This window comes from Burkholderia sp. MSMB1588 (assembly GCF_001546925.1).
In the GTDB taxonomy this organism is placed as follows: Bacteria; Pseudomonadota; Gammaproteobacteria; order Burkholderiales; family Burkholderiaceae; genus Burkholderia; species Burkholderia humptydooensis.
The window spans coordinates 336,186-354,533 of record NZ_CM003770.1; the positions used below are offsets into that span (position 1 = coordinate 336,186).

At 68.2% G+C, this 18,348-nt stretch carries 16 protein-coding genes and 1 pseudogene; 5 read left to right on the top strand and 12 right to left on the bottom strand.

Going from position 1 to position 18,348, the window contains the following annotated elements; genetic code table 11:
* Nucleotides 1-248: 248 nt before the first annotated feature.
* The 6 genes and pseudogenes from WS92_RS01335 to WS92_RS36225 form a co-directional block, all read right to left on the bottom strand.
* Entirely contained in the window at nt 249-1,682 is a 1,434-nt protein-coding gene (locus WS92_RS01335) for an aldehyde dehydrogenase family protein (protein WP_059928979.1), read from the bottom strand.
* A gap of 54 nt (nt 1,683-1,736) precedes the next feature.
* A complete protein-coding gene (locus WS92_RS01340) occupies nt 1,737-3,377 on the bottom strand; it encodes an acetolactate synthase large subunit (RefSeq protein ID WP_059928981.1) in 1,641 nt (546 codons plus the stop codon).
* Nucleotides 3,378-3,670: 293 nt separating this feature from the next.
* Complete coding sequence (locus WS92_RS01345) at nt 3,671-5,251, bottom strand: Na+/H+ antiporter (RefSeq protein WP_059928984.1); 1,581 nt, start codon at nt 5,249-5,251, stop codon at nt 3,671-3,673.
* Between the two features lie 162 nt (nt 5,252-5,413).
* Nucleotides 5,414-6,700, bottom strand: a complete 1,287-nt coding sequence (locus WS92_RS01350) for a DUF445 domain-containing protein (RefSeq protein ID WP_059928987.1) — start codon at nt 6,698-6,700, stop codon at nt 5,414-5,416.
* 28 nt (nt 6,701-6,728) lie between these two features.
* Nucleotides 6,729-7,262, bottom strand: a complete 534-nt coding sequence (locus WS92_RS35500) for a GNAT family N-acetyltransferase (RefSeq protein ID WP_059929015.1) — start codon at nt 7,260-7,262, stop codon at nt 6,729-6,731.
* Between the two features lie 87 nt (nt 7,263-7,349).
* Nucleotides 7,350-7,473, bottom strand: a pseudogene (locus tag WS92_RS36225) (ubiquinol oxidase subunit II); the annotation flags it as partial.
* On the opposite strand from WS92_RS36225, the gene WS92_RS01360 reads away from it, so the two are divergent.
* On the top strand, nt 7,435-9,096 hold the full coding sequence (locus WS92_RS01360; protein ID WP_059929012.1) for a phospholipase D family protein: 1,662 nt from the start codon (nt 7,435-7,437) through the stop codon (nt 9,094-9,096). The pseudogene WS92_RS36225 and the gene WS92_RS01360 overlap by 39 nt on opposite strands.
* Nucleotides 9,097-9,132: 36 nt before the next feature.
* Here the strand turns inward: WS92_RS01360 and WS92_RS01365 are convergent, their stop codons facing one another.
* The 5 genes from WS92_RS01365 to andAc form a co-directional block, all read right to left on the bottom strand.
* Nucleotides 9,133-9,549: an HIT family protein gene (locus tag WS92_RS01365; RefSeq protein ID WP_006028007.1), complete on the bottom strand. Its 417-nt coding sequence runs from the start codon at nt 9,547-9,549 to the stop codon at nt 9,133-9,135.
* Nucleotides 9,550-9,750: 201 nt separating this feature from the next.
* Nucleotides 9,751-10,995, bottom strand: coding sequence for an anthranilate 1,2-dioxygenase system ferredoxin--NAD(+) reductase (gene andAa / locus WS92_RS01370; RefSeq protein WP_059928990.1), 1,245 nt, complete (start codon nt 10,993-10,995; stop codon nt 9,751-9,753).
* A complete protein-coding gene (andAb, locus tag WS92_RS01375; RefSeq protein ID WP_059928992.1) occupies nt 10,982-11,311 on the bottom strand; it encodes an anthranilate 1,2-dioxygenase ferredoxin subunit AndAb in 330 nt (109 codons plus the stop codon). Before andAb ends, andAa begins: the two co-directional genes overlap by 14 nt.
* Nucleotides 11,312-11,331: 20 nt before the next feature.
* Nucleotides 11,332-11,829, bottom strand: coding sequence for an anthranilate 1,2-dioxygenase small subunit AndAd (andAd, locus tag WS92_RS01380; protein WP_015602866.1), 498 nt, complete (start codon nt 11,827-11,829; stop codon nt 11,332-11,334).
* Between the two features lie 14 nt (nt 11,830-11,843).
* A complete protein-coding gene (gene andAc, locus WS92_RS01385) occupies nt 11,844-13,121 on the bottom strand; it encodes an anthranilate 1,2-dioxygenase large subunit AndAc (RefSeq protein WP_059928995.1) in 1,278 nt (425 codons plus the stop codon).
* Nucleotides 13,122-13,875: 754 nt separating this feature from the next.
* On the opposite strand from andAc, the gene andR reads away from it, so the two are divergent.
* The gene (gene andR, locus WS92_RS01390; RefSeq protein ID WP_041862155.1) at nt 13,876-14,901 is read left to right on the top strand and encodes an anthranilate 1,2-dioxygenase regulatory protein AndR; all 1,026 of its coding nucleotides are present in this window, start codon (nt 13,876-13,878) and stop codon (nt 14,899-14,901) included.
* 72 nt (nt 14,902-14,973) lie between these two features.
* On the opposite strand, the gene WS92_RS01395 is transcribed toward andR, so the two are convergent.
* Complete coding sequence (locus tag WS92_RS01395; protein WP_006028013.1) at nt 14,974-15,861, bottom strand: LysR family transcriptional regulator; 888 nt, start codon at nt 15,859-15,861, stop codon at nt 14,974-14,976.
* 89 nt (nt 15,862-15,950) lie between these two features.
* On the opposite strand from WS92_RS01395, the gene WS92_RS01400 reads away from it, so the two are divergent.
* Genes WS92_RS01400 through catC form a run of 3 tightly spaced genes read left to right on the top strand, consistent with a single transcriptional unit; the run spans nt 15,951 to nt 18,346 of the window.
* Nucleotides 15,951-17,084, top strand: coding sequence for a muconate/chloromuconate family cycloisomerase (locus WS92_RS01400; RefSeq protein WP_059928998.1), 1,134 nt, complete (start codon nt 15,951-15,953; stop codon nt 17,082-17,084).
* A 31-nt stretch (nt 17,085-17,115) separates the two neighbouring features.
* On the top strand, nt 17,116-18,018 hold the full coding sequence (gene catA, locus WS92_RS01405) for a catechol 1,2-dioxygenase (RefSeq protein ID WP_015602519.1): 903 nt from the start codon (nt 17,116-17,118) through the stop codon (nt 18,016-18,018).
* A gap of 37 nt (nt 18,019-18,055) precedes the next feature.
* Entirely contained in the window at nt 18,056-18,346 is a 291-nt protein-coding gene (catC, locus tag WS92_RS01410; RefSeq protein WP_015603854.1) for a muconolactone Delta-isomerase, read from the top strand.
* The last annotated feature ends 2 nt before the right edge of the window (nt 18,347-18,348 follow it).

Genomic DNA, 18,348 nt, shown 5'->3' on the forward strand with positions numbered 1-18,348 from the left:
CATTATTCGGCGCTGATGATGGGCATGGTCGCGACCTTCCTCAGCGAGTGGCGGGCGACATGGTGACGAGGGCATGGCGGATCGTCGCGATCGCGGCAGCCTGGCTGCGATCGCCCGCCCGTGCCAGCCGCTCCGGTCGCCGCGTCCGATTCGGATGGCGAAAGAACAAGTCCGACGAATCCCGCGGACATCTCGCGGCGAGGCCGCGCAGACGCGGGCGAACGCGGCGCCGAACCGCCCCGCCGCGTTCAGCGTCGGCGCACGACCATCAAGCGCAGCTCGGTCATGTCCTCGATCGCGTAGCGGATTCCTTCGCGGCCGAGCCCCGAGTCCTTCACGCCGCCGTATGGCATGTTGTCGACGCGGAATGACGGCACGTCGTTGATCACGACGCCGCCCACTTCGAGTTCGTCCCATGCGCGCTGCGCATGCGACAGCGAATCGGTGAACACGCCCGCCTGCAGGCCGAAGTCGCTGTCGTTCACGCGCGCGAGCGCGTCGTCGAAATCGGAGTACCGCTCGAGCAGCGCGACCGGGCCGAACGCCTCCTTCCGATACAGATCCTGATCGCGGCACACCTCTTCGAGCAGCGTCGCCTCGAACATCGCGCCGTCGACCTTGCCGCCCGCGACGATCTTCGCGCCCGCCGCCACCGCCGCGTCCATCCAGCCCGCGAGCCGCCGCGCCTCGGATTCGGAGATCATCGGGCCGACGAATGTGGCCGGGTCCTTCGGATCCCCCATCCTCAGCGAGCGCGTCTTCGCGATCAGCCTCTCGCGCAGCGCATCATAAACATCCGCGTGCGCGATGATCCGCTGCACGCCGATGCAACTCTGCCCGGATTGGTAGTACGCGCCGAACGCGAGACGATCGACGACGTAGTCGAGCCGTTCGCGCTGGTCGGCGTCGACGATCGCCGCCGCGTTGCCGCCCAGCTCGAGCACGACCTTCTTCTTGCCCGCCTTCTCCTTCAGCGCCCAGCCGACGGCGGGCGAGCCCGTGAACGACAGCAGCTTGAAGCGCTCGTCGGTCGTGAAGAGATCGGCGCCGTCGCGGTGCGCGGGCAGGATCGAGAACGCGCCCTTCGGCAAATCGGTTTCCGCGAGCACCTCGCCGATGATCAGCGCGCCGATCGGCGTGCGGCTCGCGGGCTTCAGCACGAACGGGCAGCCGGCGGCGAGCGCGGGCGCAACCTTGTGCGCGGCGAGGTTCAGCGGGAAATTGAACGGCGAGATGAACGAGCACGGGCCGATCGGCACGCGCTTGTAATAGCCGCTGTAGCCCTGGGCGCGCGGCGAGATTTCGAGATTGACGAGGCCGCCCTCGATGCGCACCGATTCCTCGGCCGCGACGCGGAACGTATCGATGAGGCGCGTCACTTCGCCCTTCGAATCGTTGATCGGCTTGCCCGCTTCGATGCACAGCGCCTCGGCGAGCTCGTCGAAGCGTTCGCGAAAGCGCGCGACGCAGTGTTCGAGGATCGCCTGCCGCTTGAACGCGGGCAGCGCGCGCAACGGCTTCTGCGCGTCGACGGCCGCCGCGATCGCGGCGTCGATCGCCTTCGCATCGGCAAGCGCGACGCGCGTCGCGACCGTGCCGCTGTACTTGTCGGTGACGTCGAGATCGGTGTTCGCGTATACCGCCTCGTTTGCGAGGTAATACGGATAGGTTTCCTTCAGCATGTCGAATGACTCCGTCCGGTTGATGTCCGGTTGATCCGCGGTCCGCCTGCTGCGTCACAGTTGCGCCGACAGGCGCTTGATTTCGCGATTGAGCACGCGCTCGTTGTCCGAGTAGTCGATCGGCACGTCGATCAGATGCACGCCCGGCGACGCGAAGCACTCGCGCACGAGAGGCTCGAGATCGTCGGCCGACGCGATCCGGTGCCCGTGCGCGCCGTAGCTCTGCGCATACGCGACGAAATCCGGGTTCGCGAGCGTCATCGCGTAATCGGGGAAGTTCATGTTCTCCTGCTTCCAGCGGATCATGCCGAACGCGTCGTCGCGCAGGATCATCACGACGAGATCGAGCTTGAGCCGCACCGCCGTTTCGAGCTCCTGAGAATTCATCATGAAGCCGCCGTCGCCGCACACGGCGATCACCTTGCGCCGCGGATGCACGATCTTCGTCGCGATCGCCGACGGCAGCCCCGCGCCCATCGACGCGAGCGCGTTGTCGAGCAGCAGCGAGTTCGGCTCGTGCGCGCGCCAGTAGCGTGCGAACCAGATCTTGTACATGCCGTTGTCGAGACACACGATGCCATCTTCCGGCAGCGACCGGTACAGATCGTTGACGATGCGCACCGGATACATCGGAAAGCGCGGATCGTCCTGCCCCTTCTTCAGGTGCGCCTCGAAGTGCTCCTTGATCAGCATGAAGCGCGAGAAATCCCAGTGCGGCTGCCGCGTGAGCTTCTCCTTCATCTGCCACACCGCGTTCGCGATGTCGCCGACGACCTCGATCTGCGGGAAGTAGACGGGATCGACCTGCGCGCCGAGGAAATTCACGTGGATCACGGTCTTGTCGTCGGCGCGCATGAAGAACGGCGGCTTCTCGATCACGTCGTGGCCGACGTTGATGATGCAGTCAGCGTGCTCGATCGCACGGTGAACGAAATCGCCGTCCGACAGCGTCGCGTTGCCGAGCCACAGCGGATGCGTCTCGTCGATCACGCCCTTGCCCATCTGCGTCGTGAAGAACGGAATGCCCGTCGTGTCGACGAACTCCTTGAGCATCTTGCAGGTGGTCTTGCGATTGCCGCCCGCGCCGATCATCAGGAGCGGATGGCGCGCCGCCTGGATCGCGTCGATCGCGCGCGCGAGCGCCTTCTCCTCGGCGATCGGGCGGCGGCTGTAGCTCGCCGGAATCGGCTCGCCGTCGCCCTCCTCATGCGCGATGTCCTCGGGCAATTCGAGATGCGTCGCGCCCGGGCGCTCTTCCTCCGCGCGCCGGAACGCCTCGCGCACCGCCGACGGAATGTTGCCGATCGACACGATCTGCCGCGTGAGCTTCGTGAGCGGCTGCATCATCCCGACGACGTCGACGATCTGGAAGTGCCCCTGCTTGCTCGACTTGATCGGCTTTTGCCCGGTGATCATCAGCATCGGCATGCCGCCCAGTTGCGCATACGCGGCCGCGGTGACGAAGTTCGTCGCGCCGGGCCCGAGCGTCGCGAGGCATACGCCCGTCTTGCCGGTCAGCCGCCCGTAGGTGGCCGCCATGAAGCCCGCCGCCTGCTCATGCCGGGTCAACACGAGCTTGATCCGGGATCGCCGTAGCGATTCGAGCAGATCGAGGTTTTCCTCGCCGGGAATGCCGAACACATACTGGACGCCTTCCGCCTCCAGCGCCTTCACGAACAGATCGGATGCTTTCATGGGGACTCTCGGTTGGTGCCGCGCATCCGGCCTACGGTCCGCGCGGCGTTGAGCGACGCGCGCGCCGGCCTACGGCGCGCGCGACCCTTTCCTTCGACAGACAAAAGCAACAGCAAGCCATGCGAAACAGCCGCGGCGATGCGCGGCGCGGCCCGCTTCAGCCCAATTCAGCCGGCGCGCGCTCGACGGCGCGCCAGTGGCGGGGGCGCTTTCCGATTGTAGGTGATCGACGAAAAAGTCGCTTCGGGCCGCACGGTTTACGAAACGATGACAGACGCGCCAGGCGCGCGCCGCTACCCCTTCGCATGCTCGGCCGCAATCTCCTGCAGATCGAGATCGCGTTCGAGCAGATACAGCATCTCGTCGTGAATCTGCCCGCCGCGATGCAGCCGCAGCAGCTCCGCGCGGCCGGCCGCGATCGCCGCGAGCACGACGTCATAGTGCGCTTCACGCTCGCTCTGCGCAAACGCGGACTCGTTCTGATGGCGCGCGGTCATGTTCGCGCGGTACGTATATTGCTCGAGCAGCCGCGGGTGGATCACGTTGCCGTCGGCGTCGCGCACGAGCGGCTGGATCGCCGCGAGTTGCGCGGCCTCGACGCGCGCCCATGTCTGCGGCTCCGTCAGATGATGCGCGGCTCGTCCCGGATCGCGCAGCTTCAGCAGCCGGATCAGCGGCCCGATCGTCGTGCCCTGCAGCAGCACGGTGACGAGAATCACCGCGAACGCGGCGACGAGGATCAGGTCGCGGCCCGGCATCGCGTCCGGCAGCGACAGCGCGATCGCGAGCGTCACGACGCCGCGCATCCCGGCCCAGCTCATCACGGCCGCCGCCTTCCAGTCGCCGCGCAAGCCGCGCCCGCGCACACGCGCGACGGGCGCCTTCAGCAGCTCGACAGCGAACACCCAGACGAAACGCGACGCGACGACGGCGACGAGCACCGCGACCACCGCGGGCGTCATCGTCGCGAACACCTCGCCGAGCCCGCCGAGCCGCTCGATCACGCCGCGCAGCGACAGCCCGATCAGCACGAACACGAGCGCCTCGAGCAGGAACACGATCACCTGCCAGAACGCGGTGCCGCGATTGCGCACCGACGCCGAGAACACCTCGTGCTGATGCCAGCCGAGCATCATCCCGGTCGTCACGGTCGCGATCACGCCGGACACCTCGAACATCTCGCCCGCGATATAGCTGATCCATGCGGCGAGAACGGCCACCGTGATCACCAGATAGTCGTCTTCGATGAGCTTCAGGAGCCGCACGATCAGCCAGCCGACGACGCCGCCGACCGCGACGCCGCCGACGCCGAGCTCCGCGAAGCGCACGACGGCGTCGCCCGCGCTGAACGCGCCCGTCAGCGCGGCGGCGACCGCGAAGCGAAACAGCACGAGCCCTGCGGCGTCGTTCAGGAGGCTCTCGCCTTCGAGCAACACCATCAGCCGGCGCGGCAGCGCGACGCGCTCGAGCACGGCCTTCGCGGCGACCGCGTCGGGCGGCGACACGATCGCGCCGAGCGCGAAGCACGCGGCCCACGGCAGCCCCGGCGCGACGAGATGCACGGCAACGCCAACGGCGAGCGTCGTGAAGGCGACCGCGCCGATCGCGAGCATCATGATGCCGCCGACGTTGCGCTTGAATTCCTCCCACACCGAGAAGTACGCGCCGTCCATCAGCAGCGGAGGCAGGAACACGATCAGCACGAGATCGGGATCGAGATTGACGGGCGGCAGCCCAGGCAGGAACGCGATGCCCGCGCCGCCGACGAGCAGCGCGGCCGCGGGCGGCAGCTTGAGCCGCTTCGCGAGCAGCTCGAGCGCGACGATCGCGAGAAAGGACAGCAAAACGAGCTTGAATGCCGAGACCGGGGACATGACGCGCCTTTCACGCTGGGATTGAACGGCCGAACCCGAACGAACGGTCGGCCCGGTCGCGCGATTACAGCATGAGCATGCATCCCGCGTCGAGCGCGCGAATGTCAAATCCGTTCAGGGCGCCGATGTTTGCGCGCGGCGATGTGCCGACGCGCGAGCGCCTCAGTAGGGCAGCGCGCCCACCCACCGCGCGATGCTCGACACCGCGTAGAGCCCGAGCCCGATCAGCCCGCCGACCAGCGTGCCGTTGATCCGGATGTACTGCAGGTCCTTGCCGATGTTCAACTCGATCTGCCGCGACATCTCGCGCGCGTCCCAGTTCTTCACGGTGTCGCTGATGTGCCGCGTCAGGAATTCGGCGAACTCGGGCGCCATCTCGCTCGCCGCGCGCTCGACGTGCTCGTTCATCGAATCGCGCAGTTGCGGGCTCTGCGCGAGGCGCTCGCCGAGCCAGCCGCCGAGCGCCGTCGCGCGCTGGTGGACGACCGAATCGTCGCGCGCGAGGTCGGCCCTCAGCCACGCGCGCAACTGGTCCCACAGGTCCTTCATGTAGCGGTTGAACGCGTCGCCGTCGCGCAGATAGCGCTTGATCTCCTCGCCCTTTCCGATGAACGCCGGGTCGCCCTTCAGCCGCGCGACGAGGCGCGCGGCCGCGTCGTCGAAGCTGCGCCGCAGCCGGTGCTCCGGGTCCTCGGCGATCTGCGTGAGCACCCGCGTGACGACGTTCGAGATCAGCTCCGCGCCGTGCTCGCCGAGCCAGTTCGTCGGCAGCAGCTTCTCCATCTTCGGGAACTGGTATTTGAGCCAGTCGACGATGTACGTCGCGATCGACGCGCGATTGTCGGGATCGCGAAGGAATCCGACGATCTGCGCGATTCCGTCGTCGAGGAGCGCCTGGTGGCGGCCGTCCTTCGTCAGCGTGTCGAGGATCGCGCCCGCCGATTGCGACAGGTCGATCCGGTCGAGCACCGCATGGAACGCGTCCTTCATGAACGACTGGATGCGCACGTCGTCGGTCATGTCGAGCCCGAACGCGATGAGGCGCGCCGCGTAGCCGCCGAGCACGTCCGCGTTGCGCGGCGTCGCGAGCCACTGCGCGAGCCGGGCGGCCGGATCGTGCCGCTTGATCAGCGCGACGATCGACGCCGGATCGAGAAACTTCTCGTGCACGAATGCGGCGAGATTGTCGGCGATTTTTTCCTTGTTCTGCGGAATGATCTCCGTATGCCGCGACACGAACGGAATCGGCACGCGGCGAAACAGCGCGACGACCGCGAACCAGTCGGCGAGCGCGCCCACCATCGACGCCTCCGCGACCGCCTTGACGCCGTCGATCCAGAAACCGCGCGGCGCGAACAGCGTCGCCGCGAACACGCCGGCCGCGGCGAGCAGCAGCGCGAGCGCGCGCCGCTTGCTGTTCCGGAGTTCCCGTTCCTTATCGTCGAGCATCGCGATCCGGCCGTATCGATTCCGCACGTCAGCCGCGCGGCGGCGCGGACGGCAGGAACCTCACCATCAGCAGCTCGTCCGCGTAGCCGTTCGCGCCCTTGAGCGCGCGCGGCTCGACGCCGTACGCGACGAAGCCGTGCCGCTCGTAGAACGCGCGCGCCGCGCCGTTGCCGTCGATGACGGCAAGCGTCACCTGCTCGACCGTCTGCGCCGCGGCCGCGAGCGCCGCGTCGAGCAGCGCCGCGCCGACGCCGAGCCGCCGCGCGGCGGGCGCGACGTACACGCCCCACAGGAAGCCCTTGTGGCGCTCCTTCGCGCCGTCCAGCCGCTTGAAGCCGGCCATGCCGGCGATCGCGCCGTCCACGTACGCGCCGAACACGATCGAGCTGTCGAGCCGCTGCGCGAACGCGGCGAGGGAACGCTCGGCCTCCGCGTCGTAGGTCGAGCCGAACGCCTCCGGCGCGTCGCGCAGCGCGGCGAGACGGATCGCGCGGTAGTCGGCCGCGTGCGCGGCGAAGAGCCGCCTGATTTCGACGGACAGGGCGGATGCCGGATGAGTCATGACGGGCTTCGCGAGCGGGAGAAATGGACTCGTCAGATGGTACACCGGCCGGCGCGCGGCTCGGTTGACCCGCGTCGTCGGCGCCACTTAGAATGCCTTCGCGCGGTGCACCGGCCTGCCGCGCCGTCGATTCGACGTTTCGTTCCGACAGATGCCCGAAGGAGTCCCCAACGTGCCGGATCGCCCCGCCCGCCGCCGCCTTGCGCCGCGCCGTCCGCTGCGCATCGTGACGGCCGCCGCGCGCGCGCTCGCCGTGTGCGCGGCGCTCGGGCTCGCCGGCTGCGCGACGCACCCGCCCGCCACCGCGCTCGACCGCACGGTCTCTCGCGCGCTGCCGCCCGATGCGCCGACCCCGCTCGCCGACGCGCTCGCCGCGCAGGCGCGCGTGCATCCGGGCGAATCGGGCTTCGTCGTGCTGCCGCGCGGCGACGAGGCGCTGCAGATGCGGATCGCGGTCGCGCGCGCGGCGGCGAAGACGCTCGATATCCAGTACTACATCGCCGCCGAGGACACGACGGGCAAGCTGCTGCTCGGCGCCGCGCTGTACGCAGCCGACCGCGGCGTGCGCGTGCGGATGCTCGTCGACGATCTGAACTTCAAGGACGTCGACAGGCTGATGGCCGCGCTCGACGCGCACGCGAACCTCGAAGTCCGCGTGTTCAACCCGTTCGGCGCCGCGCGCCTCGGGATGTTCGCGCGCACCGCGAACGTCTTCACGCGGATCGACAATTTCACGCGCCGGATGCACAACAAGGCGATGATCGCGGACAACCAGATCGCGATCGTCGGCGGGCGCAATCTCGGCGACGAGTATTTCAACGCGAGCCCGACGCTGCAGTTCCGCGACCTCGACGTGCTCGCGGCCGGCCCCGTCACGCGCGACGTTTCCACGAGCTTCGACGCATACTGGTCGAGCGCGCTCACGTATCCGCTGCCGGCGCTGAATCAACGGCGCTACGACGCGAAGGATCTGGATGCGGCGCGCGACGCGCTGCGCGCGCACTGGCGCGCGAATGCGACGCCGTTCAACGCGAAGCCGCTGAACGCGACGCCGCTCGCCGCGCAGATCGCGCGCAACGAGCTCGGCCTCGTCTGGGCGAGCGCGGAATTCACGGCCGATTCGCCCGACAAGATCGCCGCGCCCGACGACAGCTACAAGAGCCCGCCGATGCAGCGGCTCTTCGAACTGACGCGCGACGCGCAGCGCGAATTCCTCGTGCTGTCGCCGTATTTCGTTCCGCACGACGCGGGCGTGAAGGCCCTCGGCCGGCTGACCGCGCGCGGCGTGCGCGTCGCGATCCTGACGAATTCGCTCGCCGCGACGGACGCGGTCGCCGTGCAGGCGGGCTACGCGCCGTATCGCGCAGCGATGCTGAAACACGGCGTCGAGCTGTACGAATACAAGCCGGATCAGGGCCGATCGCGCATCGGCATGCTGGGTTCGCGCTCGCGCGCGAGCCTGCATGCGAAGGCGTACGTGATCGACCGGAAGATTCTCGTGATCGGCTCGATGAATCTCGACCCGCGTTCCGCGCACCTGAACACGGAGCTCGCGCTCGTGATCCACAGTCCGCAACTCGCGAACGAAGTCGCGAATCTGTTCGACGAAGTGACGAAGCCGACGATCAGCTACCGCGTGACGCTCGCACCCGATGCGCCGCACGCGCCCGGCGCGGTGCAGGCGGCGGGCGCGTACGCGCCCGCCTGGCCGCTCGTGTGGACCGAAGTCGCCGACGGCCGCGTGCGCACGTACAGCGTCGATCCGAACGCGGGCTTCTATCGGAACCTGCTCGCGGGATTTTGCCTGCTGCTGCCGATCGACGATCAGCTTTGACGCATGACGCGGCGCGCGATGTCGCCTCCGTCGCGCTTACAGCGCCGTGCGAATCCTCACGGCGAGCGCCTCCAGCTCGGCCGCATCGGCCATTTCGCGCGCGTGCATCTTGAGCGGCTCGTCGGCCCAGCGCGGAATCACGTGGAAATGCACGTGCGGCACCGTCTGGCCCGCCGCCGCGCCGTTGAACTGGCCGATGAAGAGCCCTTCCGGCTCGAGCGCGCTGCGCAGCGCGAGCGCGACACGCTTCGTCATCTTCATCGCCTCGGCCGCGGCCGCCTCGGACAGCTCGTAGAACGTCTGCGCCGCCTCTTTCGGCACGACGAGCGCGTGCCCCTTCGATTGCGGCATGATATCCATGAACGCGAGCGTCGTGTCCGTTTCGCACAAACGGATGCACGGCACCTCGCCACGCAGGATCTTCGCAAAAATGTTCGATTGATCGTAGGCCATCAAAGTCTCCCGGCTCGCGAGCCTGTCTGTCGGATGTCAGTCAACACGCGATTCTTACCGGTCGCGCGCGAACGCGCAAGCGATACGGCGCACGATCGCGCCTGCGCGCGAGCATCGGCCGCGTGCGCGGGCGCGATCGGCGTCGATCCGGGAGCGATTGCGCGAAACGCACGCCGGCGCGTAACGGCCGGCGCGCGCCGGTCATTGCGCGCCGCCCCGCAGCATCGAGCGCAACGCGACCGACGGGTCCGCGAGACACGCGGGATCGAGCGCGACGTTCGTCGTCATCAAGCGCCGGCACCCGGCGATCTCGCGCCCCGCGTTGACGGCCGCGACCGCCCGCAGCTCCCGGCGCGCGTTCAGCCCGAACACGCAAAATGCGCGGTCGCGCTCGGGCGAGCCGCGCAACACGAGCGTCTGCCCGCCGTCGAAGAGCCCGAGCGTCTGCAGGTTGCAGTCGTACTGATCGGACCACAGCCACGGCCATTGCGCGTAGGCCTCGTCGCCGCCGAGCATGTTCGCCGCGGCGACGGCCGGCTGGTTCTCGGCGATCTGCCATGACTCGATCCGCAAATGCCGGCCGACGAGCGGGTTGAAATGCCGCGTGACCTCGCCCGCCGCGAAGATTGCCGCATCGGCGGTGCGGCACCGCTCGTCGACGCGGATGCCGTCGTCGACATGAAGGCCCGCCGCCTGCGCGAGCTCGACGTTCGGCACGATGCCGATGCCGGCCACGACGACGTCGGCCGCGATCCCGCCCGCGCTCGTTTCGACGACGGCCATGCCGTTCGCGCCGCGGCGGATGCGCTCCGGCAGCGCGCCGAGCCGCACGTCGACGCCGTGCCGCGCATGCAGCGCGAGCGCGAACGCGCCGACGGCCTCGGGCATTGCGCGCTGAAGCAGCCGTGGCGCGGGATCGACAATCGTCGCGCGGCAGCCGAGCCCCACCGCCGACGCGGCGACCTCGAGCCCGATGAAGCCGCCGCCCAGCACCGCGACGCGCTTGCCCGGCGCGAGCGCCGCGCGCAGCGCGCGGGCGTCGGCGACCGTGCGCACGTAGTGGACGGCCACGCCGGCGTCGACCGGTCCGGCGAAGCGCCGCACGCGCGAACCGGTCGCGATCAACAGCCGCGCGTAGCCGAGGCTCGCGCCGTCGCTCAGGCGCACCCGCTGCGCGCGGCGCTCGATCGCCTCGACGCGCACGCCGAGCCGCAGCGCGATGTCGCGCTCGCGATACCAAGCGGCGTCGCGCACGAACGCGCGGCGCTCGCCTTCGTCGCCGCCGACGAGCGCGTCCTTCGACAACGCGGGCCGGTCGTACGGCAGCTCGGGCTCCGCGCCGATCATCACGATGCGCGCGGCAGGATCGCGCTCGCGCAGCGTCTCGGCCGCGCGGCGCGCCGCGTGCCCGCCGCCCGCGATCAGATACGGATCATTCGTCGACATGGATCTCGACCCGACCGTCGACGATGCGAACCGGATACACGCGCACGGGCTCCGTCACCGGCGCGCATTTCGGCGCGCCGGTGCGGATGTCGAAGAGCCCCTGATGCAGCGGACACTCGACGCAGCCGTTCTCGGCGAATCCTTCGGACAGCCGTGCGTGTCCGTGCGTGCACAGGTCATGCAGCGCGAACACGTCGTCGCCCAACCGGAACACCGCGATCGGCCTGTTGCCGACGACGCGCGCGGCCGGCTCGCCCTCCGAGAATTCGTCGAGTGCGCCGAGCGGATGCCATGCGGCGACGGTTTCCTGGCTCATGCTTCGAACTCCTTGTCGAATCAGATCGGCGTCGCGAGCAGCGTCTGCACGCGCGACGTGTCGTAAATCACGCGCTTCTTCCTGTAGCGCAACCCTGCGGCCGTGCGCACGACCGTGTCGTAATACTTGCCCGCCTGGTAGACGTTCGATTCGCCGTCGCTGCGCGTCTGCACGACGACGTAGCTGCTCTCGGTCTCGATCTCGCCGTCCTGGCCGCCGACGATCGCGAGCCCGGACGTCAGGTGCCGGTACGTGTGCGCCTCGTAGATGTTCGCGTGGCGCAGCGACACGACGCGATCGCGCAGCATTCGCCGGTTCGTGCAGTGGACGATGCCGATCGGCAGCCCCAGGTCCGCGTTTTCCTTCGGGACGATCTCGTACAGGCAGTCTTCGGTGAAGAGCTCCGGCCAGCGCTCGAGGCGGTCGTTGTCGAGATGGCCGATGTAGCGGTCCTGCAGCAGGTGCAGCTCGAACCACGTGCGAATGTCGTCGGTGATGTCGTCGGTGATGCCGGTCATGTTCGCCTCCCGCTTCAATAGCCCATCAACTGCTGGTAGCCGACCCAGAACTTGCGGATCAGGCTTTCGGTGATCGCCGTGTCCTGCTGGTCCGGATTGCCGCGCGACATCTCGATCACCGACGCCGCGTGCGCATCGCGCACGGTGCCGCGCTGGACGAGCTCGGTCGCCTCGGTGTCCTCCATCGAGATATAGCCGGCGGGCCCGACGAGGTTTGCCTGCCTGATCCGCAAATCGCGCAGCTCGGGCGTGTCGTCCGCGTAGCCGAAGAAGTGGAAGATCAGCTCGAAGTTCCTCGGCCCCTTCGGCAGCAGTTGGCGCGCGACGAGCGTGTTGTGGATCTGCTGGATCACGAGCTGCGGGAAGATCGGCTGGATGTGATTCGTCGTGTCCTCGTCGTATTCGGATACCAGCGCGAGGATCGAATCGTCCTCGAGCGAAAAACCTTCGTCGAACGAACGGATGTTCTGCTGCTTGTACGCGGTCGCGGTGTCCGCGTCGTCGCGCGTCTTCGTCATCGTGATGATGCTGTGCAGCCCGTGCGTCGCGTCCGGGATCGAACGCGCCTTCATCCCGACGCGGAAGATGTTGAACGTCGTATGGAACAGATGCAGCATGCTCGCGTGATACGGGTCCTTCACGTTCTCGAAGTACAGCTTCCAGTTCGATTTCGAGAACTGCCGTGTGCAGCCGAGATACTCGATCGGCTTGTGGAAGATCCGGTCGATCCACGGCCGCATCTGCGCGCCGAGGTAATCGGGTAGCGGCGCGACGGCGTCGCTGAACGTCGCGAACACGAGGCCCTTGTAGCTGTCGACTTGCAGCTTGCGCAGCCCGTGGTTTTTCGGATCGAAATCCGCGGGCATTCCGGCCATGCCCTTCTGGCCGCGCCGGAACGGCACGCCGAGCAGGTTGCCTTGGCTGTCGAAGCTCCATTGGTGATATACGCACGTGTGCGAGCTTGCGTTGCCGCGCGCCTTGCGGCACACCTGCGCGCCGCGATGCGCGCAGCGGTTCACCCACGCGGCGAGTGCGCCGTCCTCGCGGCGCGTGACGACGACGGGCGTATCGCCGACGAACGTGCTCTTGAAGTCGCCCGGCTTCGGGATTTCCGCTTCGAGCGCGACGAAATTCCACGTCTGCCCGCGGAAGATTCGCTCCTGCTCGCGGTCGTACACCGCTTGCGAGCTGAACACCTTGTACGGCACGCGCGAGCCGTCGTCGTGCGGGAATCGCACGTCGGACGAATCGGTGTGATCGATCAGTATCACTGGAGATTCGGTCGGGTCCATTGTTGTCTCCTGTCGATCGGAGTTAGCGCTTTAGCGCTTACTCCGATCCCATGCCGTGGTTGACCAGAGTTAGCGCTTCAGCGCTTACTCTGGTCCCTCGGCGGTCGACCGCAGTTAGCGCTTCAGCGCTTACTCCGATCCCATGCCGTGGTTGACCAGAGTTAGCGCTTCAGCGCTTACTCTGGTCCCTCGGCGGTCGATCGGAGTTAGCGCTTTAGCGCTTGCTCCGATCCCATGCCGTGGTTGACCAGAGTTAGCGCTTCAGCGCTTACTCTGGTCCCTCGGCGGTCGATCGGAGTTAGCGCTTTAGCGCTTGCTCCGATCCCATGCCGTGGTTGACCAGAGCTGGCGCTTCAGCGCTTACTCTGGTCCCTCGGCGGTCGACCGCAGTTAGCGCTTCAGCGCTTGCTCCGATCCCATGCCGTGGTTGACCAGAGCTGGCGCTTCAGCTCTTACTCTGGTCCCTCGGCGGTCGACCGCAGTTAGCGCTTCAGCGCTTACTCCGATCCCATGCCGTGGTTGACCAGAGCTGGCGCTTCAGCGCTTACTCTGGCCCCTCGGCGGTCGATCGCAGTTAGCGCTAAAGCGCTTGCTCCGATCCCATGCAAGATGCTTGCGATTGACGCGATCGACAATCCGCCTGACGACACCGATTTTTGAAACGCTAGAATTCGCCGTCTATCCGGAAAGTGCGATCGCGGCGACGCAGTATCCACTTCCGGCGGATTTCCGCGCTACGATGCGCGCATCAGACATGCCGCCCGGCCGACGAACGATATTCAGGACGCCGGCGCTTTGTGCGAGGCAGACGATCATGCCCCCGACCCCATTCGATCCGCTCGCGCTGCGCGAGCACCGGCTATTCGAATCTCGCGATCTCGACGAGACGCGCGAGCGGATCTCGCGCGTGATGCAGCCGCACGCGCTGCTGCCGGACGGCACGCGTCACGGGCCGTCGCACATGGATTTCGTGCGGCTCGGCGGGCTCGGAATCGGGACCATCGCGTTCGGCGACGCCATGCGGGTGCGCGTGGATGCGGTCGACGGCTACCACCTGCTGATGTTTTGTCTGACGGGTGCCGCGCAGGTTCGCACGATGGGCCGCGCGTTCGACGTCGATGCGCACACGGGCGTGCTGTGCGCGCCCGGCGAGCCGTTCGACGCGCATCTGTCCCGCGATTGCGAGCAGTTCGTCCTCCGTATCGATGCGGCGACGCTCGCCGCGCACGCGGGCGACACGGCGGCGTCGCTCGATCCGGTGATCGGCGTAGACGATTCGGCGCTGAGCGCGTGGATGCAGCAACTGAAGCTCGTCGCGCGCTCGCCGGAACTGCTCGCGAGCGCGAGCGCGAACCCGCGCGTCGCGGCGCGGCTCGAACAGTTGCTGCTCGATCTGCTGATCGACGGGCATCCGCCTGCCGCGGCGCCCGCGCGGCGCGCCGATCCGGCGCCGGGCTTCGTGCGGCGCGCGCAGGAGTTCATCTACGCGCAGCTCGCGCAGCCGCTGCAACTCGCGGACATCGCGCAGGCGGCAGGCGTGCCCGAGCGCACGCTGCGCGATGGTTTCCTGCAGTTTCGCGGAATGAGCCCGATGCAATACCTGCGCAAGCTGCGCCTCGACCGCGCGCGCGACCTGCTGCGCACGGCGGCGCCCGACCGCAGGATCGCCGAGATCGCGCTCGACTGCGGTTTCGCGCACTTCGGCCGCTTCGCGATCGCCTACCGCGAGCGGTTCGGCGAGCTGCCGTCCGCGACGCTGGCCGATCGGCGCGACGCCTGATTCTTGCGCCATCCTTCGCCCGCGCGCGGCATCCGGCGCGGCGCACGCGCACAAGGGAGACGGCGCGCGGCGTCAGCGGCCTGCCATCAACTCGCGCGCGAGCGAGCAGAACAACCCGGTCGCGCGGCTTTCGTCGTGCAGCCGCCGGCTCAGGATGATCGGCGACGTCGCGACGGGCTCCGGCAGCCGCCGGTAGACGACGCCCTTCACCCGCACCCCTTCGACGCTCTCCGGCACGAGCGACACGCCGACCTGCGCCGCGACGAGCCCGAGCGCCGTCTGCAGCTCGCGCACCTCGTGCACCGCAGCGGGCGCGAGCCCGCCGTCGCGCAGCGCGGACAGTTGCTGATCGGCGAAGCTCGGCCGCGGCGTGCTCGGATACACGATCAGCGTCTGCCCGGCGATGTCCGCGAGCGAGATCGGCGCACCGGGCGCGGCGAGCGGATGCCCGTGCGGCAACGCCGCGATCAGCCGCTCCTCGACGAGCACCTCGCGCACGAGCTGTTCGTCGTCGAAGCGCAGCCGGCCGAAGCCGATGTCGATGCGCCCGCCCTTCAGCGCGCCGAGCTGCTCGAGCGTGAACATTTCGATCAGTGACAGCTCGACGGCCGGAGCCGCCTCGCGAAACGCGCGAATCACGTCGGGCAGCGCGCCGTACAGCGTCGACGGCACGAAGCCGATCACGATCCGCTCGGCCGCCTGCGCGAGCCGCCGCGTGAGCGGCGCGAGCTCGTCGGCCTGCTCGAGCACGCGCCGCGCCTGCGCGTACAGCACCCGCCCGGCGTCGGTCAGCTTGAGCGGCCGCGCGCCGCGCTCGAAGAGCGGCAGGCCGATCTCGTCCTCGATCAGTTGGAGCTGACGGCTCAACGGCGGCTGCGTCATGTGCAGCCGTTGCGCGGCGCGCGTGATGTTCATCTCCTCGGCCACCGCGATGAAGTACCGGAGCTGACGCAGTTCCATGCATACCTCGAAAGTATGGAAGTAGTCGGAAAGGGTGTTGGACGCCGTCGCGCGTTTATTTCTACCATGTGTGCGACAGGAGGATTCCGATGATAGCAACAGGCATCACGATCGACCGGGTCGACACGCTGCTCGTCGACGTGCCGACGATCCGGCCGCACCGGCTCGCGGTCGCGACGATGAATTGCCAGACGCTCGTGCTCGTCCGCGTTCGATGCTCGGACGGTATCGAGGGCGTCGGCGAAGGCACGACGATCGGCGGTCTCGCATACGGCGAAGAGAGCCCCGAGAGCATCAAGACGAACATCGACGCCTATTTCGCGCCGCTGTTGCAAGGCGCGGACGCAACCCGCCCGGGCGCCGCGATGGCGCGCGTGCGCAAGCTGCTCCAGGGCAACCGCTTCGCGAAGTGCGCGCTAGAGACCGCGCTCTTCGACGCGCACGCGCGCCGGCTCGGCGTGCCGCTGTCCGAGCTGTTCGGCGGCAGGACGACCGATGCGCTCGACGTGGCGTGGACGCTCGCGAGCGGCGATACCGCGCGCGATATTGCGGAGGCCGAAGCGATGCTCGAAGCGCGCCGCCATCGCGCGTTCAAGCTGAAGATCGGCGCGCGGGCGGTGGCCGACGACGTCGCGCACGTCGTCGCGATCAAGCGCGCGCTCGGCGAGCACGGCGACGTGCGCGTCGACGTGAACCAGGCGTGGACCGAGAGCGAGGCCGTATGGGCCGGCGCGCGGCTCGCGGACGCGGGCGTGAGCCTCGTCGAGCAACCGATCGCCGCGGCGAATCGCGCGGGCCTCAAGCGCCTGACCGCACTCGCGCACATTCCGATCATGGCCGACGAGGCACTGCACGGCCCCGTCGATGCATTCGCGCTCGCCCGCGATCGCGCGGCCGACGTGTTCGCGGTGAAGATCGCACAGTCGGGCGGCCTGCAAGGCGCGGCAGCCATCGCGGCGATCGCGGCCGCAGCCGGCATCGATCTGTACGGCGGCACGATGCTCGAAGGCGCGGCCGGCACGATCGCGTCCGCGCAACTGTTCAGCACGTTCGGCGCGCTCGAGTGGGGTACCGAGCTGTTCGGCCCGCTGCTGCTGACCGAGGAGATCCTCGTCGAGCCGCTGCGCTACGAGGATTTCAAGCTGCACCTGCCGGCCGCCCCCGGTCTCGGCATCGCTTTCGACTGGGCCCGCATCGAGCGGATGCGACGCAAGGCCCGCTGACCCACGCCACTATTCGATATTGGAGACACTGATGAACAAGGAAGCCATCGACGCCCTGCTGAAATCGTTCGACGACGCCGCGACGAAGCCCGGCAACCCGCGCACGCGCGCGATCGTCAACCGGATCGTGAGGGACCTGTGCTACACGATCGAGGATTTCGACGTGCAGCCGAGCGAGTTCTGGACCGCGCTCAACTACCTGAACGAAGCCGGCAAGGAATTCGGCCTCATCGCAGCCGGCCTCGGCTTCGAGCGCTTCCTCGACGTGCGGATGGACGAGGCCGAAGCGAAGGCGGGCCTGCAAGGCGGTACGCCGCGCACGATCGAAGGGCCGCTGTACGTCGCGGGCGCGCCGGAATCGGTCGGCCATGCGCGGCTCGACGACGGCACCGATCCGGGCCGCACGCTCGTGATGCGCGGCCGCGTGCTCGGCGAGGACGGCGCGCCGCTCGCGAATGCGCTCGTCGAAGTCTGGCATGCGAACCATCTCGGCAATTATTCGTACTTCGATCCGTCGCAGCCCGCGTTCAACCTGCGCCGCTCGATCCGCACCGACGCCGAAGGCCGCTACAGCTTCCGCAGCGTGCTGCCCGTCGGCTACAGCGTGCCGCCCGGCAGCAAGACCGAACAGTTGCTCGACCAGCTCGGCCGCCACGGCCACCGCCCCGCGCACATTCACTTCTTCGTGTCGGCGTCCGGCCATCGCAAGCTGACGACGCAGATCAACATCGAGGGCGACCCGCACATCTGGGATGACTTCGCGTTCGCGACGCGCGAAGAACTGATTCCGAAGATCGCGCAGGCGGAAGGCGCGCAAGGCAAGCCCTATGGCATCGACGGCCAGTTCGCGCTGATCGACTTCGATTTCACGCTGACGCGCGAGCGCGGCGACGTGCCGGCAAGCGAAGTCGAGCGCGTGCGCGCGCAGGCGTGATCCGCGTCGCCGTCACGTTCGTCGCAAGGAGCAAGCCATGCTGTTTCATGTGGAAATGATCGTCAACCTGCCCGCCGACATCGATCCGGTGAAGGCCGCGGCCCTGAAGGCGGAAGAAAGGGAGATCGCGCAGCGGCTGCAGCGCGAAGGCGTGTGGCGGCATCTGTGGCGCATCGCGGGCCGCTATGCGAACGTCAGCATCTTCGACGTCGAGAGCCCCGCGCATCTGCACGACGTGCTGAGCCAGCTACCGCTCTTTCCGTACATGCGGATCGACGTGCGCGCATTGTGCCGCCACCCGTCGTCGATCCGCGACGACGATCGCTGAGC